Source organism: Ruminococcus champanellensis 18P13 = JCM 17042 (genome assembly GCF_000210095.1).
In the GTDB taxonomy this organism is placed as follows: domain Bacteria; phylum Bacillota; class Clostridia; order Oscillospirales; family Ruminococcaceae; genus Ruminococcus_F; species Ruminococcus_F champanellensis.
Genome location: NC_021039.1, coordinates 2,108,215 through 2,123,398 on the forward strand (window position 1 = coordinate 2,108,215; position 15,184 = coordinate 2,123,398).

The 15,184-nt window shown below is 44.6% G+C and carries 17 protein-coding genes; 13 read left to right on the forward strand and 4 right to left on the reverse strand.

Annotation, left to right across the window (positions count from 1 at the left end):
* Positions 1 to 43: 43 nt before the first annotated feature.
* Positions 44 to 2,485 carry a VirB4-like conjugal transfer ATPase, CD1110 family gene (locus RUM_RS09705; protein WP_015558938.1) on the forward strand — a complete coding sequence of 814 codons (2,442 nt, stop codon included), beginning with the start codon at positions 44 to 46 and terminating at the stop codon, positions 2,483 to 2,485.
* Positions 2,486 to 2,513: 28 nt separating this feature from the next.
* Here the strand turns inward: RUM_RS09705 and RUM_RS09710 are convergent, their stop codons facing one another.
* Positions 2,514 to 2,921, reverse strand: coding sequence for a type II toxin-antitoxin system VapC family toxin (locus RUM_RS09710; protein WP_015558939.1), 408 nt, complete (start codon positions 2,919 to 2,921; stop codon positions 2,514 to 2,516).
* Positions 2,905 to 3,138, reverse strand: a complete 234-nt coding sequence (locus RUM_RS09715; RefSeq protein ID WP_015558940.1) for a type II toxin-antitoxin system Phd/YefM family antitoxin — start codon at positions 3,136 to 3,138, stop codon at positions 2,905 to 2,907. The genes RUM_RS09710 and RUM_RS09715 overlap by 17 nt, the downstream gene beginning before the upstream one ends.
* A gap of 87 nt (positions 3,139 to 3,225) precedes the next feature.
* On the opposite strand from RUM_RS09715, the gene RUM_RS09720 reads away from it, so the two are divergent.
* From RUM_RS09720 to RUM_RS09765, 10 genes are all read left to right on the forward strand, one after another.
* Positions 3,226 to 4,398: a hypothetical protein gene (locus RUM_RS09720; protein ID WP_015558941.1), complete on the forward strand. Its 1,173-nt coding sequence runs from the start codon at positions 3,226 to 3,228 to the stop codon at positions 4,396 to 4,398.
* 25 nt (positions 4,399 to 4,423) lie between these two features.
* Positions 4,424 to 6,010, forward strand: coding sequence for a hypothetical protein (locus tag RUM_RS09725; protein WP_041326399.1), 1,587 nt, complete (start codon positions 4,424 to 4,426; stop codon positions 6,008 to 6,010).
* 12 nt (positions 6,011 to 6,022) lie between these two features.
* Positions 6,023 to 6,298: a hypothetical protein gene (locus RUM_RS09730; RefSeq protein ID WP_015558942.1), complete on the forward strand. Its 276-nt coding sequence runs from the start codon at positions 6,023 to 6,025 to the stop codon at positions 6,296 to 6,298.
* A 24-nt stretch (positions 6,299 to 6,322) separates the two neighbouring features.
* Positions 6,323 to 7,135: a CD1107 family mobile element protein gene (locus tag RUM_RS09735; protein ID WP_015558943.1), complete on the forward strand. Its 813-nt coding sequence runs from the start codon at positions 6,323 to 6,325 to the stop codon at positions 7,133 to 7,135.
* 18 nt (positions 7,136 to 7,153) lie between these two features.
* A complete protein-coding gene (locus RUM_RS09740) occupies positions 7,154 to 7,426 on the forward strand; it encodes a hypothetical protein (protein WP_015558944.1) in 273 nt (90 codons plus the stop codon).
* Between the two features lie 84 nt (positions 7,427 to 7,510).
* Positions 7,511 to 8,599, forward strand: coding sequence for a DNA cytosine methyltransferase (locus RUM_RS09745; protein WP_015558945.1), 1,089 nt, complete (start codon positions 7,511 to 7,513; stop codon positions 8,597 to 8,599).
* Positions 8,592 to 9,614 carry a phosphoadenosine phosphosulfate reductase domain-containing protein gene (locus tag RUM_RS09750; RefSeq protein WP_015558946.1) on the forward strand — a complete coding sequence of 341 codons (1,023 nt, stop codon included), beginning with the start codon at positions 8,592 to 8,594 and terminating at the stop codon, positions 9,612 to 9,614. The genes RUM_RS09745 and RUM_RS09750 overlap by 8 nt, the downstream gene beginning before the upstream one ends.
* A complete protein-coding gene (locus RUM_RS09755; RefSeq protein ID WP_015558947.1) occupies positions 9,607 to 10,137 on the forward strand; it encodes a fibronectin type III domain-containing protein in 531 nt (176 codons plus the stop codon). The genes RUM_RS09750 and RUM_RS09755 overlap by 8 nt, the downstream gene beginning before the upstream one ends.
* Positions 10,138 to 10,162: 25 nt before the next feature.
* A complete protein-coding gene (locus RUM_RS09760) occupies positions 10,163 to 10,459 on the forward strand; it encodes a hypothetical protein (protein WP_015558948.1) in 297 nt (98 codons plus the stop codon).
* Between the two features lie 20 nt (positions 10,460 to 10,479).
* Positions 10,480 to 11,007 (forward strand): hypothetical protein, encoded by a 528-nt coding sequence (locus RUM_RS09765; RefSeq protein ID WP_015558949.1) that lies wholly within the window; start codon positions 10,480 to 10,482, stop codon positions 11,005 to 11,007.
* A 614-nt stretch (positions 11,008 to 11,621) separates the two neighbouring features.
* On the opposite strand, the gene RUM_RS09770 is transcribed toward RUM_RS09765, so the two are convergent.
* Complete coding sequence (locus RUM_RS09770) at positions 11,622 to 12,533, reverse strand: nucleotidyl transferase AbiEii/AbiGii toxin family protein (RefSeq protein WP_015558950.1); 912 nt, start codon at positions 12,531 to 12,533, stop codon at positions 11,622 to 11,624.
* Positions 12,523 to 13,137, reverse strand: a complete 615-nt coding sequence (locus RUM_RS09775; protein WP_015558951.1) for a DUF6088 family protein — start codon at positions 13,135 to 13,137, stop codon at positions 12,523 to 12,525. Before RUM_RS09775 ends, RUM_RS09770 begins: the two co-directional genes overlap by 11 nt.
* Positions 13,138 to 13,225: 88 nt before the next feature.
* On the opposite strand from RUM_RS09775, the gene RUM_RS09780 reads away from it, so the two are divergent.
* The gene (locus tag RUM_RS09780) at positions 13,226 to 14,581 is read left to right on the forward strand and encodes a DNA topoisomerase (protein ID WP_015558952.1); all 1,356 of its coding nucleotides are present in this window, start codon (positions 13,226 to 13,228) and stop codon (positions 14,579 to 14,581) included.
* Positions 14,582 to 14,589: 8 nt separating this feature from the next.
* The gene (locus RUM_RS09785; RefSeq protein WP_015558953.1) at positions 14,590 to 15,183 is read left to right on the forward strand and encodes a hypothetical protein; all 594 of its coding nucleotides are present in this window, start codon (positions 14,590 to 14,592) and stop codon (positions 15,181 to 15,183) included.
* The last annotated feature ends 1 nt before the right edge of the window (position 15,184 follow it).

The window sequence follows — 15,184 nt, forward strand, 5'->3', positions numbered from 1 at the left end:
CACTTTCGGTGTCTACGCTTTTGAATATAAACGGAGGTTACCAATGGGCTTTAGAAAGAGAAATGCCAATAAAAGTGATAACTGCAGCAAGTCTAAGGTTGTCATGGGCAAGCCAGCCTCTCAGCTTACAAAAGAGGACAAAAAAATACTTTCCGCACGAATGGCGGAAATCAAGAGTGCTAATGGCGGTAAGACTACGGTGCAGAGCACCATTCCCTATATGTGTATGTATAAGGACGGTGTTTGCCAGGTATCGGAGAACTTCTTCTCTATGACGGTACAGTTTTATGATGCCAATTACTCTATTTCGGAGTTTGAGGAACAGAATAATATCTTCTCAAAGTATTGTGATGTTATCAATCTCTTTGACAATACGATCAAATTCCAGCTTACCTTTGAAAATCAAAACAGATCAAAGGAAAAGCTCTTAAAAACGGTGCAGATACCTGAACAGAAAGATGATTTCAATGCAATCCGCAAGGAGTACAGCGAAATGCTTACCGATAAGCTGATGAAAGGCTCTAACGGTCAGTCGGCAAGAAAGTTCCTGACGTTTGGTATCGAATCCGCATCATACAAGGCAGCAAGGGCAAAACTCTTGTCGATCAAAAATGACGTGATCAAGGGCTTTAAGGCTTTTGGCGTGGAAGCGAAACTTCTTGACGGCAGACAACGCCTTGAAGCTCTCTACTATGCCTTGAACCCTTACAGAAATTCTCCATTCATCTTTGATTGGGACAGTATGCTTCATGCAGGAATGGACACAAAGGATTCTATCAGTCCGTCCTCGCTGAAATTCAATAAGGCTGACTTTGAGATCGGTAATGCTTACGGTGCTGTATGGGGCATGAATATCCTTGCAGGAGAATTGTCAGACGAAATATTAAAAGACTTTCTTGAAATGCAGAACCTTTTCTGCGTGAATATCCATGTTGATCCGCTGGATCAGATAGCTGCCCTGAAATTCGTTAAAAAGAAGCTCACCAATGTGGAGCAGATGAAGATCGACGAACAGAAAAAGGCATCGCAGTCCGGCTATGATCCCGATATTCTTCCGCCTGCGATCAAGATGTATATCGAGGACATTGAAAAGCTCCTCGCTGACCTCAACAGCAAGAATGAGCGTCTTTTTCATATCAGTATTTCATTGAGAGCTTATGCAAAAAGCAAAAAAGAACTGAAACTTCTTTCTGAGATGCTAAAGCGTGTTTGCCAGAAGAATAACTGCACGATGTTTCCATATGATTATCGACAGGAACAGACTCTCGTTTCTACACTTCCGCTGTGCTATAACAAAATTCCCGTCCGCCGTGAGATGCACACAAGCGGTATCGCTATCTTCGTGCCGTTTACCACAAAAGAGCTATTTCAGGACGGACAGGCTACCTATTACGGTATCAATACGCTGTCAGGAAATATGATCCGTGCCAACAGGTCAAGGCTCAAAAATCCGAATGGACTTATCCTCGGTACGCCGGGTGCCGGCAAGAGTTTCAGTGTTAAGCGTGAAATACTCGACTGCTTTCTGACAACAGTCGATGACATCATCATCTGCGACCCCGAAGGCGAGTATTATCCGCTTGTTTCGGCTCTGCACGGACAGCTTATCCGTATTGCTTCAAACAGCGAACAACACCTGAATCCTATGGATATTACGATTGATGATTTTCTTTTCAGCAATCCTATGGAAGTGATCGCCAATAAGTCCGACTTCCTGATCTCGCTTTGCGAGATCGTTGTCGGAGGTCGCTACGGTCTTTCCGCTGAGGAACGCTCTGTTATCGACAAATGTGTTCAGAGCATCTACAAGCATTTTATCGAGAATGAGCCGACACCTGAAAAGATGCCGCTTCTCTCCGATTTGCAGCAGGAGCTTAATAAGGAGGGCGAAGTCGCTCTTCGTGTAGCAAATTCTCTTGAAATGTTCGTAAACGGCAGCCAGAACCTCTTTAATCACCGCACCAACATTGATATGAGTAATCGTATCATCTGCTTTGATATTAAGGAACTTGGCAATCAGCTCAAAAAAGTTGGTATGCTGATCGTGCAGGATACCGTGTGGAACAGAGTTTCCGCAAACCGTGAGAAAAAGAAGATCACTCGCTACTACATTGACGAGTTCCATCTCCTTCTGAAAGAGGAACAGACAGCGAAATATTCCGCTGAGATCTGGAAGCGTTTCCGTAAATGGGGTGGCGTACCGACAGGCATCACGCAAAATGTCAAGGACTTGCTTTCTTCTCAGGAGGTCGAAAACATCTTTGACAACTCGGATTTTGTCTATATGCTGAATCAGGCAGCCGGAGACAGGGACATTCTCGCTGAAAAGCTACATATTTCAAAGGAGCAGATGAAGTTTGTAACAAACAGCGGTCCGGGTGAGGGGCTTATCCGCTATGATAAAGTGCTTCTGCCGTTTACAGACCATTTTCCGATGGATACAGAGATGTATAAACTCATGACCACAAAACCAACCGGAGAATAATAAAAGCTGCCGACAACAGCTTTCAGGTTCAAATTCTCTCAAGCAATTCTGAGGGCTTCAAAGCAGGCACTTTGCTGTCCTTAAAATCACGAATGTTTCTTGTGACGATATAATCCGCTTTGATCCTACTTGCCTGACACATCTGTAAGGCATCTTCATAATCAGAAGAAAACATCTCAGCGGCGGCTTTTAGATCGGTTGATTTGAGGTCAACAACTTTAAATATCATCGTGATCTGCTGAATGAGCTGTTCTGTTTTCTGTGGAGTAAGCTCCTTGCGGAGAATATACACAATGTTCGGGACAGACAATGCGGAAATGTAGCCCTCGATTTGATCTACTTCACAATACTTCCAAACTTTTGATGAGGCTTCGACAAACTCAGGACGGTTGCAAAGCACATCAAGAATGACATTGGTATCAACCAAAATTTTCATGTGCTTCTATCCTTTCTGCACGAACTGCTTTATCATCATAATCATTTTTAAGAACGCCAGTAAGTGAATCAGTCAGGAAGGAAACGCTTGATTCGTGGGAAACAAGTCTTGCAACTTCTTTTCCGTTCTTGAGAATGATGATCTCGTCACCCTGCTGAACAGCTTGCAGATAATGGCCAAAGTTATTCTGAATATCGGTAGCGGTTGCAGTGATCATAATAACACCTCCAAACATTTTCGCTAATATTAGTATATCCCATTTTAGCTAAAATGTCAAGGGCAAATTTTAGGGAAAGAGGGAGCTATGAGCTTACATAGAAAAGAGAATAACCTCCGCAGAGCACAGGCACGTTTCGACAGAGTCAGCAGACGGTCGAAGCAGTTTCAGATAGATTTCCGCCGTGAAGCTAACAGCAGAGGCCGCTTTCATACCCGTGCATATATTGTCCGTGGTGAGAAAACGCATCACGGCGGTCGGGGTATCGTCCATAAGTTTGCAAATGCGAAATACCGCATTCAGGGCGATAAACCGTCAGTTACACGGATGATCAAATCATGGCAGCCTAAGACATTCAAAGGAAAGCTATTTAAGGTAAATACCCGTGCTGTGAATTTTGCAGTTCATGATGTAGCTCAGACGGCGGTCGATACAGCTTTCGCAGCGGAAACTGGCGGTATCAAAACCGCCGATATTGCCCAGCGTGAAGTCCGCAACAAGCTCAAGCAGAAATACACCCGTGAAGCGGTGGACGATTATCACCGTGGTGTGTTTCTCATGGGCCGCACGGCGGTCGATGCTGTCAAGGGTACGCATGATCACCTGAAAACAAAGAAACAGTACAAGCTTGAAAAAGCGAAGTTGCAGCTAAAGAAAGCTGATAACAAGCTCTATAAGGCGAAAACGCAGAAGCCGAAAATGGCTGCGACAAAAGCCGATTTGAAGAAAGCCAAGGTGGAATATAAAGCCCGAATTGTAAAAGACAAGGGAAATAAGTTCCGTAAGGCGTTGAACAAGCGTCGATCGCAGGCATATAAGCAGACAAAGCGTGAGCTGAAATTTGAGCGTAAACAGCTGAAAACAGAACAGCAATTCCGTGTTAAGGAATTGCATAATCAGGAAAAGATCAGCAGAAACTCTCACCCAGGCTTGCTTGCATTAAAGCCAGTTTCATATTCGGTAAAGCGAATGAGGGCTTCTGCGTGGCAGAAAGCTGTCAATGAAGATCAAGACAATGACGTACTTCATGCGATAGACTCGGCAAAACGCAGAATAGCGGAACCTATCAAAGATAAGGTAAGCAAGCCTCAGCGGTTACAGCGAGAAGAAAAAAAGCGTGATCGCCTGTCCGATGAAAAGTCAAAATCCAACAAAAAACTCAATCGGCAGGAAAACAAGCTGAATGAAAAACACGATAAATACAAGCAGAAAAAGAAGCGTAAACCCCAAAATAAGAAAACGAAAAAAACGGTAGGCTGAGAGATTCAAATCAGCTTTCAAATTCGTGAAAAACATCTATGAAAAGGAAGTCAAAAAGTTCTTTGCAGCAATAGCTGTTCCGATACTTATTATCTTTCTTGTGTTTGCTTTTATCATCATGATTTTCAGCTCCATAGTTTCAGGCGGTGGATTTACCCTCGGCACTTATGCGGCACAGGACTATGACCTTTCCGAAGCTGAAAAGTATTACACGGAGCTTGTTTATAACCTCAATCAGAAAATACTTAAAGTCAGCGATACTTCTGACTGGAAAAAAGGTCTTGTGGATTTCGGTGCAAAGAAAAAAGACTTGAAAGATGATCCCGATAACTGGTATTGGGGCAAGTCCTTTGTCTATGATTGGAATCCTGTATATGATTTTGACTGCTATAAGCTGTGGTCATTCCTTTGTGCATACTATTATGACTTTGATGCCGCCGACAACGGTGACATCAAGTATTGGAAGTTCAAAAGCGATACAAAGGATCTGCTTGAGGACATTTTCAATGCGGAGTATGAGTTCGTATATTGGTATGATAATAAATCCCGTTGGGAGGAGCTTGACAACTATGTTTATTTCGGTGGGGGAAGCAGTAATGACGGCAGTTACTACTATTGCGAGAAATCAGCAAGTAAAAGCAGCAGATCTTGGACTTACAAATTCAAGCCGACTTCTTATACCTCAGAACTTGGTCAGTATCTTGATGGTGACGGCTATTGCTATCTGAACCGCAGTTATCGTGTCTTGAATCCAAACGATGATTATGCACTCACGGGCTATTATGTACTTGATAACCGTTATTTTGCAGACAATGCCCACACCAAAGAGCCTTTCTATTGGGTGGACAGTGACGGAAAATTCTTCTTCAAAAATCATGACGGAAATACTCAGTACCGTTCGTTCTACGGTTGGGAGAACGATGATGCTTGGTTCATGATTACGGAAACCGATGCGAGAGCGTGGACAGGCGACAGCAATTGTTCAGCTCTGTATGGTTATGTGCAGAAACAGTATTGGAAAACAGAATGTAATCTTTATTACAACGTAAAGCAGAAAAAGACCTTTGATGAGGTCATTGCAGACAAACTCGGCGGTATGTCGCATAAGACGGAGCGTCTACAGTATTACAATTTGCTTGTGGGCAATGAAGACGGCAACACGCTTTACGGCAATCATCAGACCATATATAATATGCTGCCCGGTGATTCTATCCGTGACTACTCCCTCAAAAGAGAGTTCGGATATGAAATGACGGGGTGGAATGAAAAAAGCGATGGTCTGTATCAGGGTATCAAGGTGTATGCTAACAGCGGTACAAAGCTCAAAATGCCTTTCAGCGGAAAAATAACTGATGTTGATACTGCTGACAACAAGATCACGATCCGCAAGGACGATATACAGTATTGGTATGACGGAAACGGCGGCACTAAGCGTGATACGGAAGTCACCATTGCAAATGCGGTGCTTATAAATGACTATGAGAAAGGCGACAGTATCAAGGAAGGCAAAGAATTTGCCAAAACAACAGCCGGAAATGTTAATTTCCACATTTATATAGACACCGACGGCTACGGCTGGGACTATATTGATCCTCGGCTCGTGCTGTATTAACGGAGGTACATAATGGCTTTATATGATGCAAAAATAGAGAGATTCAGCAAAAAGGCAGAGCAGCTTGAAAGAAATATCAAGAGAGATACAGAGGAACGCAGACGGCTTCTCTCCGAGATCACAAGGCTGCGTTATCTCTCGCTCTGCGAAAAGCTGAACTGTGATGGAGAGGAATTAGAAACCGTGCTTGCCAAAGAACATGAGCAGATTCAGAATATGAAAGCTCGTGGTCTGACCGATGATGAGATAGACGATCTCGGCAAAGCAGCAAATACGAAGAACAAATGAGATTTTACTCTGAGGAGGACGATGATGAAAACAAGAATGATTAGTGCTGTGATGGCTGCTTTCATGCTTGCAACAGCAAGTATCGGCGGTATTACCGCTTCTGCCGAAGTAGGCACAGCAGAGACTACGGAAACAACCACTTCTGAACCTGCGGACGAAAGCTCTGTTGATATGGAGAAGTTCCGTGAGGTCATGAGTGAGCTTGCCGAGGCAGATACAACCGATGTTGTTACCGACTATGACGGCGATCCCTATTACGATACTGACGGCAACGCCACCCTTATCAAGTCGGAGCAGATCATCTACAATACCGAGGAAATGCAGTTCATCGCTGTGACCACAAAAGACGGTCATGTGTTCTATGTGCTTATCAATTACACCGCAGACAATGGCGAGGACAATGTGTATTTTCTGAACAAAGTTGACGATTATGACCTGTATGCTTTGCTTTATGCCGGAACTGAAGACGATGATGATGCCAAGAAGATCACTCCCGAGCAGGCAGCTCAAGAAGCAGAAAAGGCTAACGGCAGAGTGCAATCCGGCGGCAGTGATAATACTGACGATGCTGAAGATACCGCTGAGAACGGCGAGAAATCGTCTGAGTCAGCAGCTCATACAAAGAATGTTCCTATGAATAAAAACAGTATGATCCTTGTTTTTGGTGTGATTGTTCTGATCGGTGTTGGTGCCGCAGGCTTCTTCCTAATGAAGAAAAAGAAAGGCGGCAATAAGACTGCGGATCAGTTTGAGCCTGAGTATGACGATGATACAGAGATCACCGAAGAATCTGAGGACGATATGAGATTCTACGATAATCAGGACGATGAAGAATAAGAAAGAGAGGGCAAAAGAATGAGAAAGATGAAGAAGATCGCTGTATGTGCGGCAGCGGTGGCAGTGGCAGCCGGAATTGCAGGCATTTCTGTTAAGGCAGTAGAGGGCGTGAGGAAGAAGTGGTTTCTCCGTGGTTTTGAAGCAGGACAGTTTATCGGCGATCTGACCGCTGCGGAGAACTTCGCCTGTGAAAAGACTGTTATCCAAAAGAAGTATGACAAGCTCTGCGAAGAGTTTGAGGAGCTTCAGGAGAACTACAACGATCTTTTTGATGACTACTACGAAGTATGATCAACTTTGAACCCAGTGGATTCAAAGTTCCCGACAACAGAACAGACAACATAAGACAATGAGAAAAGAGAGAGAATTTGTCTAATGAAGGTACTCAGCTTATTTGACGGCATTTCCTGCGGTATGCTTGCTCTGCAAAGGGCTGGCATTCCCGTGGAGTGCTATGATGCGTTTGAAATCGACAAGTATGCCGTCACGGTCTCAAAGCGTAATTTCCCCGTAATCGTTCATCACGGGAATGTATATGACGGCGATTTCACGCAGTTCAAAGGATATGACTTACTGCTTGGCGGTTCGCCCTGCACCTATTGGTCTATCGCTAAAAAAGACAGAGAAATCGACTGCAACGGCGAAGGGTTCAGGCTCTTTCAGGAATATGTGAGAGCCTTAGAGGAGTCGGGCTGTCAGTATTTCCTCTACGAAAACAACTACTCCGTACATCAGAACATCAAGGACGAGATCACAAGGGTTCTCGGCGTAGGACCGATCATGATAAACTCTGCACTTGTATCGGCACAAAACAGAAAACGCTGTTATTGGACGAATATTCCTTTTACTTCTTTTCCGAAAGATAAGGGCATTTTATTGAAAGATGTGCTTGAAAGCGGTGTCACTTGGCAGGACAAGTCCTACTGTATGACAGCACGTTACCCAGGGGCTGTTTTGTTCAACACGATTGAACGCAAGCAGCGAACTATGGTCGCTGAACCTGTCAATACATACTTCAACGGCGAAACAATACCTATGGGAGCCGCCCAGCGTGGAAGATATGTTGACGGCGAAAAGACCGAACAGCATATCGAAATTCGTGAGGACGGTAAATCCAACTGCCTGACTACGGTGCAGAAAGATACTCTTGTATGTTCTCCTGTTCGTATCGGACAGTATGGCAAGGGCGGACAGGGACAACGTATTTACTCCGTTGTCGGTAAATCTGTCACACTTTCCGCAAACGGCGGCGGTCAGGGGGCTAAGACAGGTCTATATAAGATCGACCTGCCTGACGGTGATTATATTATCCGTAAGCTTACATCCATTGAAGCGGAGCGTTTGCAGACACTTCCCGATAACTACACGGCAGGCATTTCCAATACCCAGCGATACAAGTGTATCGGCAACGGGTGGACGGTCGATGTGATCGCACACATCTTGGGAGGGCTTCACGATGTTTGATGAAGTCCTGAACAAGTGTGCAGAAAACAACAACTACACCATTTATACCAGTATGTGCAAAGCACAACGCATACTGATGCGGTCTTATGATCCTGTATGCAGTATCAGCGGCGGTTCTGACAGCGATATTGTCCTTGACCTGATTCACAAGGTCGATGAGGACGGCAAGGTCAAGTATTTTTGGATAGATACGGGACTGGAATACTCCGCTACAAAGGAACATCTAGACTATCTTGAACAGAAATACGGCATTACCATTGAGCGTGTCAAACCCGATAAGCCTATCCCGACCTGTGTGAAGCAGTATGGTATTCCTTTCCTGTCGAAATATGTTTCCGAACAGATGATGCGTTTGCAGGCTCACAGATTTCAGTGGGAAGGCGAATCACTTGAAGTGTTGTTGCAGAGATACCCTCGGTGTAAGACAGCTCTGCAATGGTGGTGCGGAGAGCGATACTCTGATGAGGACGGTGTTCAGAAAATCAGCAGATTCTCGATTTACCGCAACCGTTTTCTGAAAGAGTTTATCATGCAGAATCCGCCGGATTTCTCCATATCCAACAAGTGCTGTGAATATGCGAAAAAGAAGCCCGCAAAGCGTATCGTCAAGGAACATGATGCAGACTTGGATATAACAGGTATCCGACAAGCTGAAGGCGGTATCCGTTCGGCGGCTTATAAGACTTGTTTTTCTGAGAGCAAGTCTAAGGGGTGCAACACATTCCGTCCGGTATTTTGGTACACGGACGGTGATAAAAAGGACTATGAGCAGTTATTCGATGTTCAGCACTCCCGATGCTACACGGAATACGGTCTGCGGAGAACAGGCTGTGTAGGCTGTCCGTTCAGCAAGCACATCAATGAAGAACTTGCAATCATCGAGGAACATGAGCCGAATTTATACAAGGCTGCCGTCAACATTTTCGGCAAGTCCTATGAATATACAGCGAAATACCGTGCTTTCGTGAAAGAAATGAAGGTAAAGGAAAAGGAGCAGAAAAAGAAAGATGTTTGATCCTGACATACAGAGGAAAGCGATCAGCCTTATCATGGGCTTTATTATGGAGTTTTCGGGAGTACCTTCCGAACCTGAACTGATCGAGCTGACAGCAGATAACCTGAATGTATCGACGATTTCTGTTTCCTGCTTGAAAGTATCGTGGGGTTCTGAGCCTGACCGTGATTATTCTGTGAGCTGCACGGCTCATGATGATAACTATGCTTTCAGCGATAATATGTACTTTGTGTTCAAAGGCAATGACCTCTGCTACATAACAGGTCTGCGTGAGAATACAGAGTACACAGTGACAGTCGAACCTATTCTTTCTGCGGAAGAAAAAGACGGATATTCCGTAATACCTTCAACCGCTGACGGCAAGACCGAAACGGTTGAGGTCATATATGACTTTCCGTATGAGGACGGCTGGACAAACTGCTTTGCAGGCGAAAGAGCTTCGGGGCTGACGGCTATGCCCAGCTCAGGGGGCAATATACGGTTCAAAGGTCGATACCATAACAGGAACCAGAATACGCCGTGATGAGTACGGGGATTACTGTTGTGCAATGGGCGTATGGTACGGATACTGCGGAGATCGTTTCCTGATCGAGCTTGAAAACGGTACGCAGTTTACTACAAAGATATGTGACAGTAAGGGCTATGCCGATGATGGTGAGGGAAAATATCACAACTTCGGCGGCAGCGGTAAGTGTATCGTTGAGTTTATCTATGACGATCATCACTTACCGTCCTGCGTGGCATTTAGCGGTAGCTGGGGCTACTATAACTGGAACGGGCTTGATCTGAGTTCCAATATCAAGTCTATCAAGAAAATCAACTACGGTGAACCCGTGGAATACTGAAAAATGTGGAGGTTTCTATTATGAACGTAAAGAAGATCATCAAGGGAATTGTCGGACTCGGTGCTATGGCAGGTGCTGCCTACGCTGCATATAAGCTGGGTGAAAGCAATGGCAAGATCAACGAGCGTTTTCGTGAGAAGTACGGTGATGACGAGGACGATATTGAGCTTGACGATGATGAGGACGATGAGTTCAGGTTCTATGATAATATGATCGAGCCTGACGATGCGTGCCTTGCACCTAAGACGGAGAATAAGCCTTCTTTCTCTGTAAGCATACATAACTTTGCTCCGCTTGATTCTGTTAAGGTTGAGGGCATTTCGGAGAAAGATATGGATATGCTTGTTTACCATATTTCGCTTGACAAGTACACCTCGAACAAGCAGATTCGTGAGTGGCTTGAGGTTGACAAGGATACCACTGCAAAGGTTATCTCTGCTCTCAGAAAGGCAGGATATATCGGTAACGAGTATTCCAACTATATGATTCCGGTCAACATCACAACTGAGGTGTATTTCAGACTCAAATCGTACAACAATTCAAAATAATCAAAGCACACTCCTAATATCAGGAAATGCGCTTTGATAATCAGATGCTTTTCTCCTATTTTGATATGAAATTTAGGAAAAAGGCGTTTGTTTCCTGTTCCCCAAACTTGTGAATTTTTTAATTTTGGGAAACAGACTGCGTTATGTGTTTGTGAGCCAGTCCGAAAAGTCAATGATCTTTATGCCTTCATACTGATAGGCATCGTGGCGTGTCCTTGCAATCAGCATCTTGGAATAAGCGTCCCGAATGGACAGCAGCGGTGATATTGTCTGACTTTACCACGTCTATTTCCCGAAATCAAGCTATTTTTTAATTTTGGGAAATAAAAAAGATAGAAAGTCGATATATGTCAATTTTGATCGTTGGCGAAAAGCCCAGTGTAAGCCGTGCAATCAGTGCCGTGGTCAGAGTTTCTTCCACACACAAAGGTTACACCAATATATTGTATCGTGGTGTGTCTGTCATTTGGTGGGCTTGAAGTTCCCGAATGGCTATGGCAACGGGTGGGAACAGAGATTCAGACATAAGGTCTACATCAAAAATGTGGAGCTTACAAAGCTGATCTGAAAAAGACAAGGCACAGTCCTTGTCGGGCTGTGCCTGTATAACTATATCAGAGCTTTTCAAAAATGCCGTTGTGAAGAATACTCTCTAACGCTGTGATCGCTGTATCATAGGGAACGGTTTCAAACAGCAGAGGTGCGGTTATTGTATCGTAGTCCTCCTTATAGATCTTCTTATCAATGATCTCTCGGAGAATATCGGTGACATTTGCACCCTCTTGAACCGAAAGGCACATTTTATGCGGTCTACGCTCCTCAGCGACAGATAATGCAAGTTCTTTCAGCGTATCATCGATCGTTACAATCTCATACAGTTTGTAAATATCGTAGATGTGCCTTGAGTGTTCCGTTGTGGTATTTAGCAGATAATAATCTGCCAGAGCATACATCTTGTCAAGCATTGTCCGTTCTGCGGTCTGAACATTCAGCGTAAACGGCTCTAAATCATATTGCTTAATAAAAGCATCGTATCCGTTTTCGTGAAGATATTGATAGATCAGGCTGTCTGCTGTCATTATCTTCGTAGGATAGGCTCTTTGATAGATAGCTGTTTCAACGATAAGCTGTTCCTTCAGATAAGCAGCGGACAGTGACGAGGGATAGTCAATGATATATCGGTTGTAGTCTCTGCGGCTTTTGATCGAATCGGCATTGGTAAGCCCAAAATCTAAATCACTGATAATTTTCGTGATATTCGCTTTGAGCTGCTTTCTCTTGCTTTCAGATGGTTTCTTCTCGGACTGAACATTCAGGTCAATATCCTCAGAAAAACGCTTGATGATATGGTAGCACTTTGACAGTGATGTGCCGCCCTTAAAAACGATATCCGGCATAACAGCGGCGATCCGTTTCAGAAAAATGGTCACAAAATAGTCCTTCTCAACGATCTCTGCCTTGACTCCGAGATAGTCAGAGGTTCGCAGTACAAGCTGCTCAAAGGCATCCTTTTCATTATGCAACATAATAGATCACTCCGCTTTCTATGAGATTTCTCAAAGCCTTGTCAGGGAAAAATGGTGCATATTTTGTAACAAGCTCCTGAGAGATATTGCATTTCCTGATCCAGCTTTTGATGACAGCTTTTCTTTCATCGTCAAAATAACCTGACGAGGTACTATTCATCATTTCAAGGAACTGCAAAACAAATATATTGTCGTTGTCTATCTTGACTCTTGATTTTCGCAGGATCACTTCCTGATTTCCTACTTTCACTCTGCGGAGCTTTGAGTTTTCGTTATTCGTTTGTATCTCAGGAATATTTGACATCTGTGTAGAAAGCCCTGCCTGCTGCAATGCCGTGATGCCTGTATAGAATCCGATACGATTTCCTTTTTCGGATAAATACTTTCGTTCGATGATCCTGTTGGGATTCAGAATACTGTTTCCAAACGGTGTTTTAACAGGGATATAATAGATACCTCGTTCGTAGCGAATGACCTGACCGCTTTCACACAGCTTGGCAAGCTTCTTTTTGAGCCAAATATCAGAGTAGTCCTCATAATGAATATCCGAGAGAAATATCGGTTCATTCTTTCCAAATATTTCAAGAAGATAATCATACAGCATATTCAACACCTCCCATGTTGTACTGAATATATTATACTACATTTGACCTAACAAGTCAATAGTGATATATATCGAAAGGAGAAATTTTATGTCAATTTTGATCGTTGGCGAAAAGCCAAGTGTAAGCCGTGCAATCAGTGCCGTGGTCGGAGCTTCCTCCGCACACAAAGGCTACACCGAGGGAAACGGGTATATTGTATCGTGGTGTGTCGGTCACTTGGTAGGCTTGAAGTTCCCAAATGACTATGGCAACGGCTGGAACCAGAAATGGAGCTTTTCTCAGCTTCCTATGATTCCCGATAACTGGCTGTTTCAGATTATGGACAGCACAAAGGCTCAGTACAATCTTCTGAAAAACCTTATGAATAAGGACGAGGTAACAGAGATCATCTGTGCGACCGATGCGGACAGAGAGGGAGAATGTATCTTCCGTTATGTGTATAACATGGCTCGGTGCCGCAAGCCTGTGAAGCGTTTATGGGTTTCTTCTCTTGAAGAATCCGCTATACGCAAGGCACTTTCTATTATGAAGACTATGTCCGCATACGATAATCTTTTCAATGCAGGCTATGCCCGTGCCAGAGCTGACTGGCTTGTGGGTATGAATGGCTCTCGTCTGTTTTCCGTTCGTTACGGAGGCAAGCTCAATATCGGGCGTGTGCAGACTCCGACACTTGCAATGATTGTTCAGCGTGATGCGGAGGTCAATGGATTTATCAAGCAGAAGTATTACACGTCAGACCTCAACTGCGGTGGGTTCATTCTTTCTTCTGCAAGAATTGACGATGAAAATGCCGCCGATACGCTTGTTTCTGCCTGTGACGGCAGTACGGTTACGATCAGCTCGGTCAAGCGTGAGGTCAAGACCGATAAAGCTCCGAAGCTGTATGACCTGACAACCTTACAGCGTGAAGCAAACAAGGGTTTCGGGTACACGGCACAGCAAACACTGGACTATACCCAGTCGCTCTATGAGGGCAAGCTCGTCACTTATCCCCGTACCGACAGCCAGTATCTCAGCGATGATATGGCACAGACAGCTCTTGATGTTGCAAAGCTCTGTGATACCTATTTCGGATTCGGTATCTTCCATACTCCCGATATTGCAAAGGTCATCAACAACAGTAAGGTATCGGGACATCACGCAATTATCCCTACAAGCGGTATCTCAACGGCTGACCTTTCTTCACTGCCGACAGGTGAGAAAAATATCCTCACGCTGATCGCCACAAAACTCATCTGTGCAACGGCTCCGGCACACAAGTATGAAGCGGTCAAGCTGACAGGTATCTGCAACGGTACGGAGTTTACGGCAACAGGCAGAACCATTCTTGATATGGGTTGGAAAGCTTATGCAAAGCAGACCGACAAAAAGAATGATGAAAAATCTCTGCCTGCGGTAAGGTCGGTATTACCGTTTCAAAGAACGATGTGTCAACTCTGAATGATGTGATGTATGCTTCTATCGGAAAGATCGCACATACTGATGCCGCAAAGGAGAACGGCGGTAAGGGTGAAAAGGGCAAGTATGAGACCATCAACCCTGAATACTACGCTTCACTCGGCAAGGACGATAAGCACACCCGTGTTGAATCGATCGACACGGCACGAAAGATCGTGGCAGAGCTGCAAAAGGCGAACATTCCGTATTCTGCGGTTGTCCGCAAGAATGATACGGTGGCGGTCACTGTTTCTAAGGCGAATGCCGAAGCCTACAAGCAGATCGAGAGCGCTGTCAAGGGCGAAAGAGCCGTGGAATATGTCAACCCCGACTATTTTAAGACACTCCCGAAGCAGGAGCGTTTTACGCAGCGTATGGACGAGGGGCAGGCTCGGAAAAAGTCGGCAGAGCTGACCGCAAAGGGCGTGGAACATTCTGCTGTGTTCGGTGGCGAGAAGTCTGCGGTCACGGTCGCAAAAAAGGATTCCAAAAAAGCTTTCTTTTCCCGTGGCAAAATGCAGAGAGATGCCCAGCGTATCAGCGGCCGAGGTCAGCAGAAACCTCAGCAGACACCCAAAATGAGAAATGATCAGGGACTGGAATAAC

Excerpts from the sequence above, each read along its gene's own strand:
- RUM_RS09705 (WP_015558938.1), top strand. The coding sequence starts at position 44 with ATGGGCTTTAGAAAGAGAAATGCCAATAAAAGTGATAACTGCAGCAAG.
- RUM_RS09710 (WP_015558939.1), bottom strand. The coding sequence starts at position 2,921 with ATGAAAATTTTGGTTGATACCAATGTCATTCTTGATGTGCTTTGCAAC.
- RUM_RS09715 (WP_015558940.1), bottom strand. The coding sequence starts at position 3,138 with ATGATCACTGCAACCGCTACCGATATTCAGAATAACTTTGGCCATTAT.
- RUM_RS09720 (WP_015558941.1), top strand. The coding sequence starts at position 3,226 with ATGAGCTTACATAGAAAAGAGAATAACCTCCGCAGAGCACAGGCACGT.
- RUM_RS09730 (WP_015558942.1), top strand. The coding sequence starts at position 6,023 with ATGGCTTTATATGATGCAAAAATAGAGAGATTCAGCAAAAAGGCAGAG.
- RUM_RS09735 (WP_015558943.1), top strand. The coding sequence starts at position 6,323 with ATGAAAACAAGAATGATTAGTGCTGTGATGGCTGCTTTCATGCTTGCA.
- RUM_RS09740 (WP_015558944.1), top strand. The coding sequence starts at position 7,154 with ATGAGAAAGATGAAGAAGATCGCTGTATGTGCGGCAGCGGTGGCAGTG.
- RUM_RS09745 (WP_015558945.1), top strand. The coding sequence starts at position 7,511 with ATGAAGGTACTCAGCTTATTTGACGGCATTTCCTGCGGTATGCTTGCT.
- RUM_RS09750 (WP_015558946.1), top strand. The coding sequence starts at position 8,592 with ATGTTTGATGAAGTCCTGAACAAGTGTGCAGAAAACAACAACTACACC.
- RUM_RS09755 (WP_015558947.1), top strand. The coding sequence starts at position 9,607 with ATGTTTGATCCTGACATACAGAGGAAAGCGATCAGCCTTATCATGGGC.
- RUM_RS09760 (WP_015558948.1), top strand. The coding sequence starts at position 10,163 with ATGGGCGTATGGTACGGATACTGCGGAGATCGTTTCCTGATCGAGCTT.
- RUM_RS09765 (WP_015558949.1), top strand. The coding sequence starts at position 10,480 with ATGAACGTAAAGAAGATCATCAAGGGAATTGTCGGACTCGGTGCTATG.
- RUM_RS09770 (WP_015558950.1), bottom strand. The coding sequence starts at position 12,533 with ATGTTGCATAATGAAAAGGATGCCTTTGAGCAGCTTGTACTGCGAACC.
- RUM_RS09775 (WP_015558951.1), bottom strand. The coding sequence starts at position 13,137 with ATGCTGTATGATTATCTTCTTGAAATATTTGGAAAGAATGAACCGATA.
- RUM_RS09780 (WP_015558952.1), top strand. The coding sequence starts at position 13,226 with ATGTCAATTTTGATCGTTGGCGAAAAGCCAAGTGTAAGCCGTGCAATC.
- RUM_RS09785 (WP_015558953.1), top strand. The coding sequence starts at position 14,590 with ATGTATGCTTCTATCGGAAAGATCGCACATACTGATGCCGCAAAGGAG.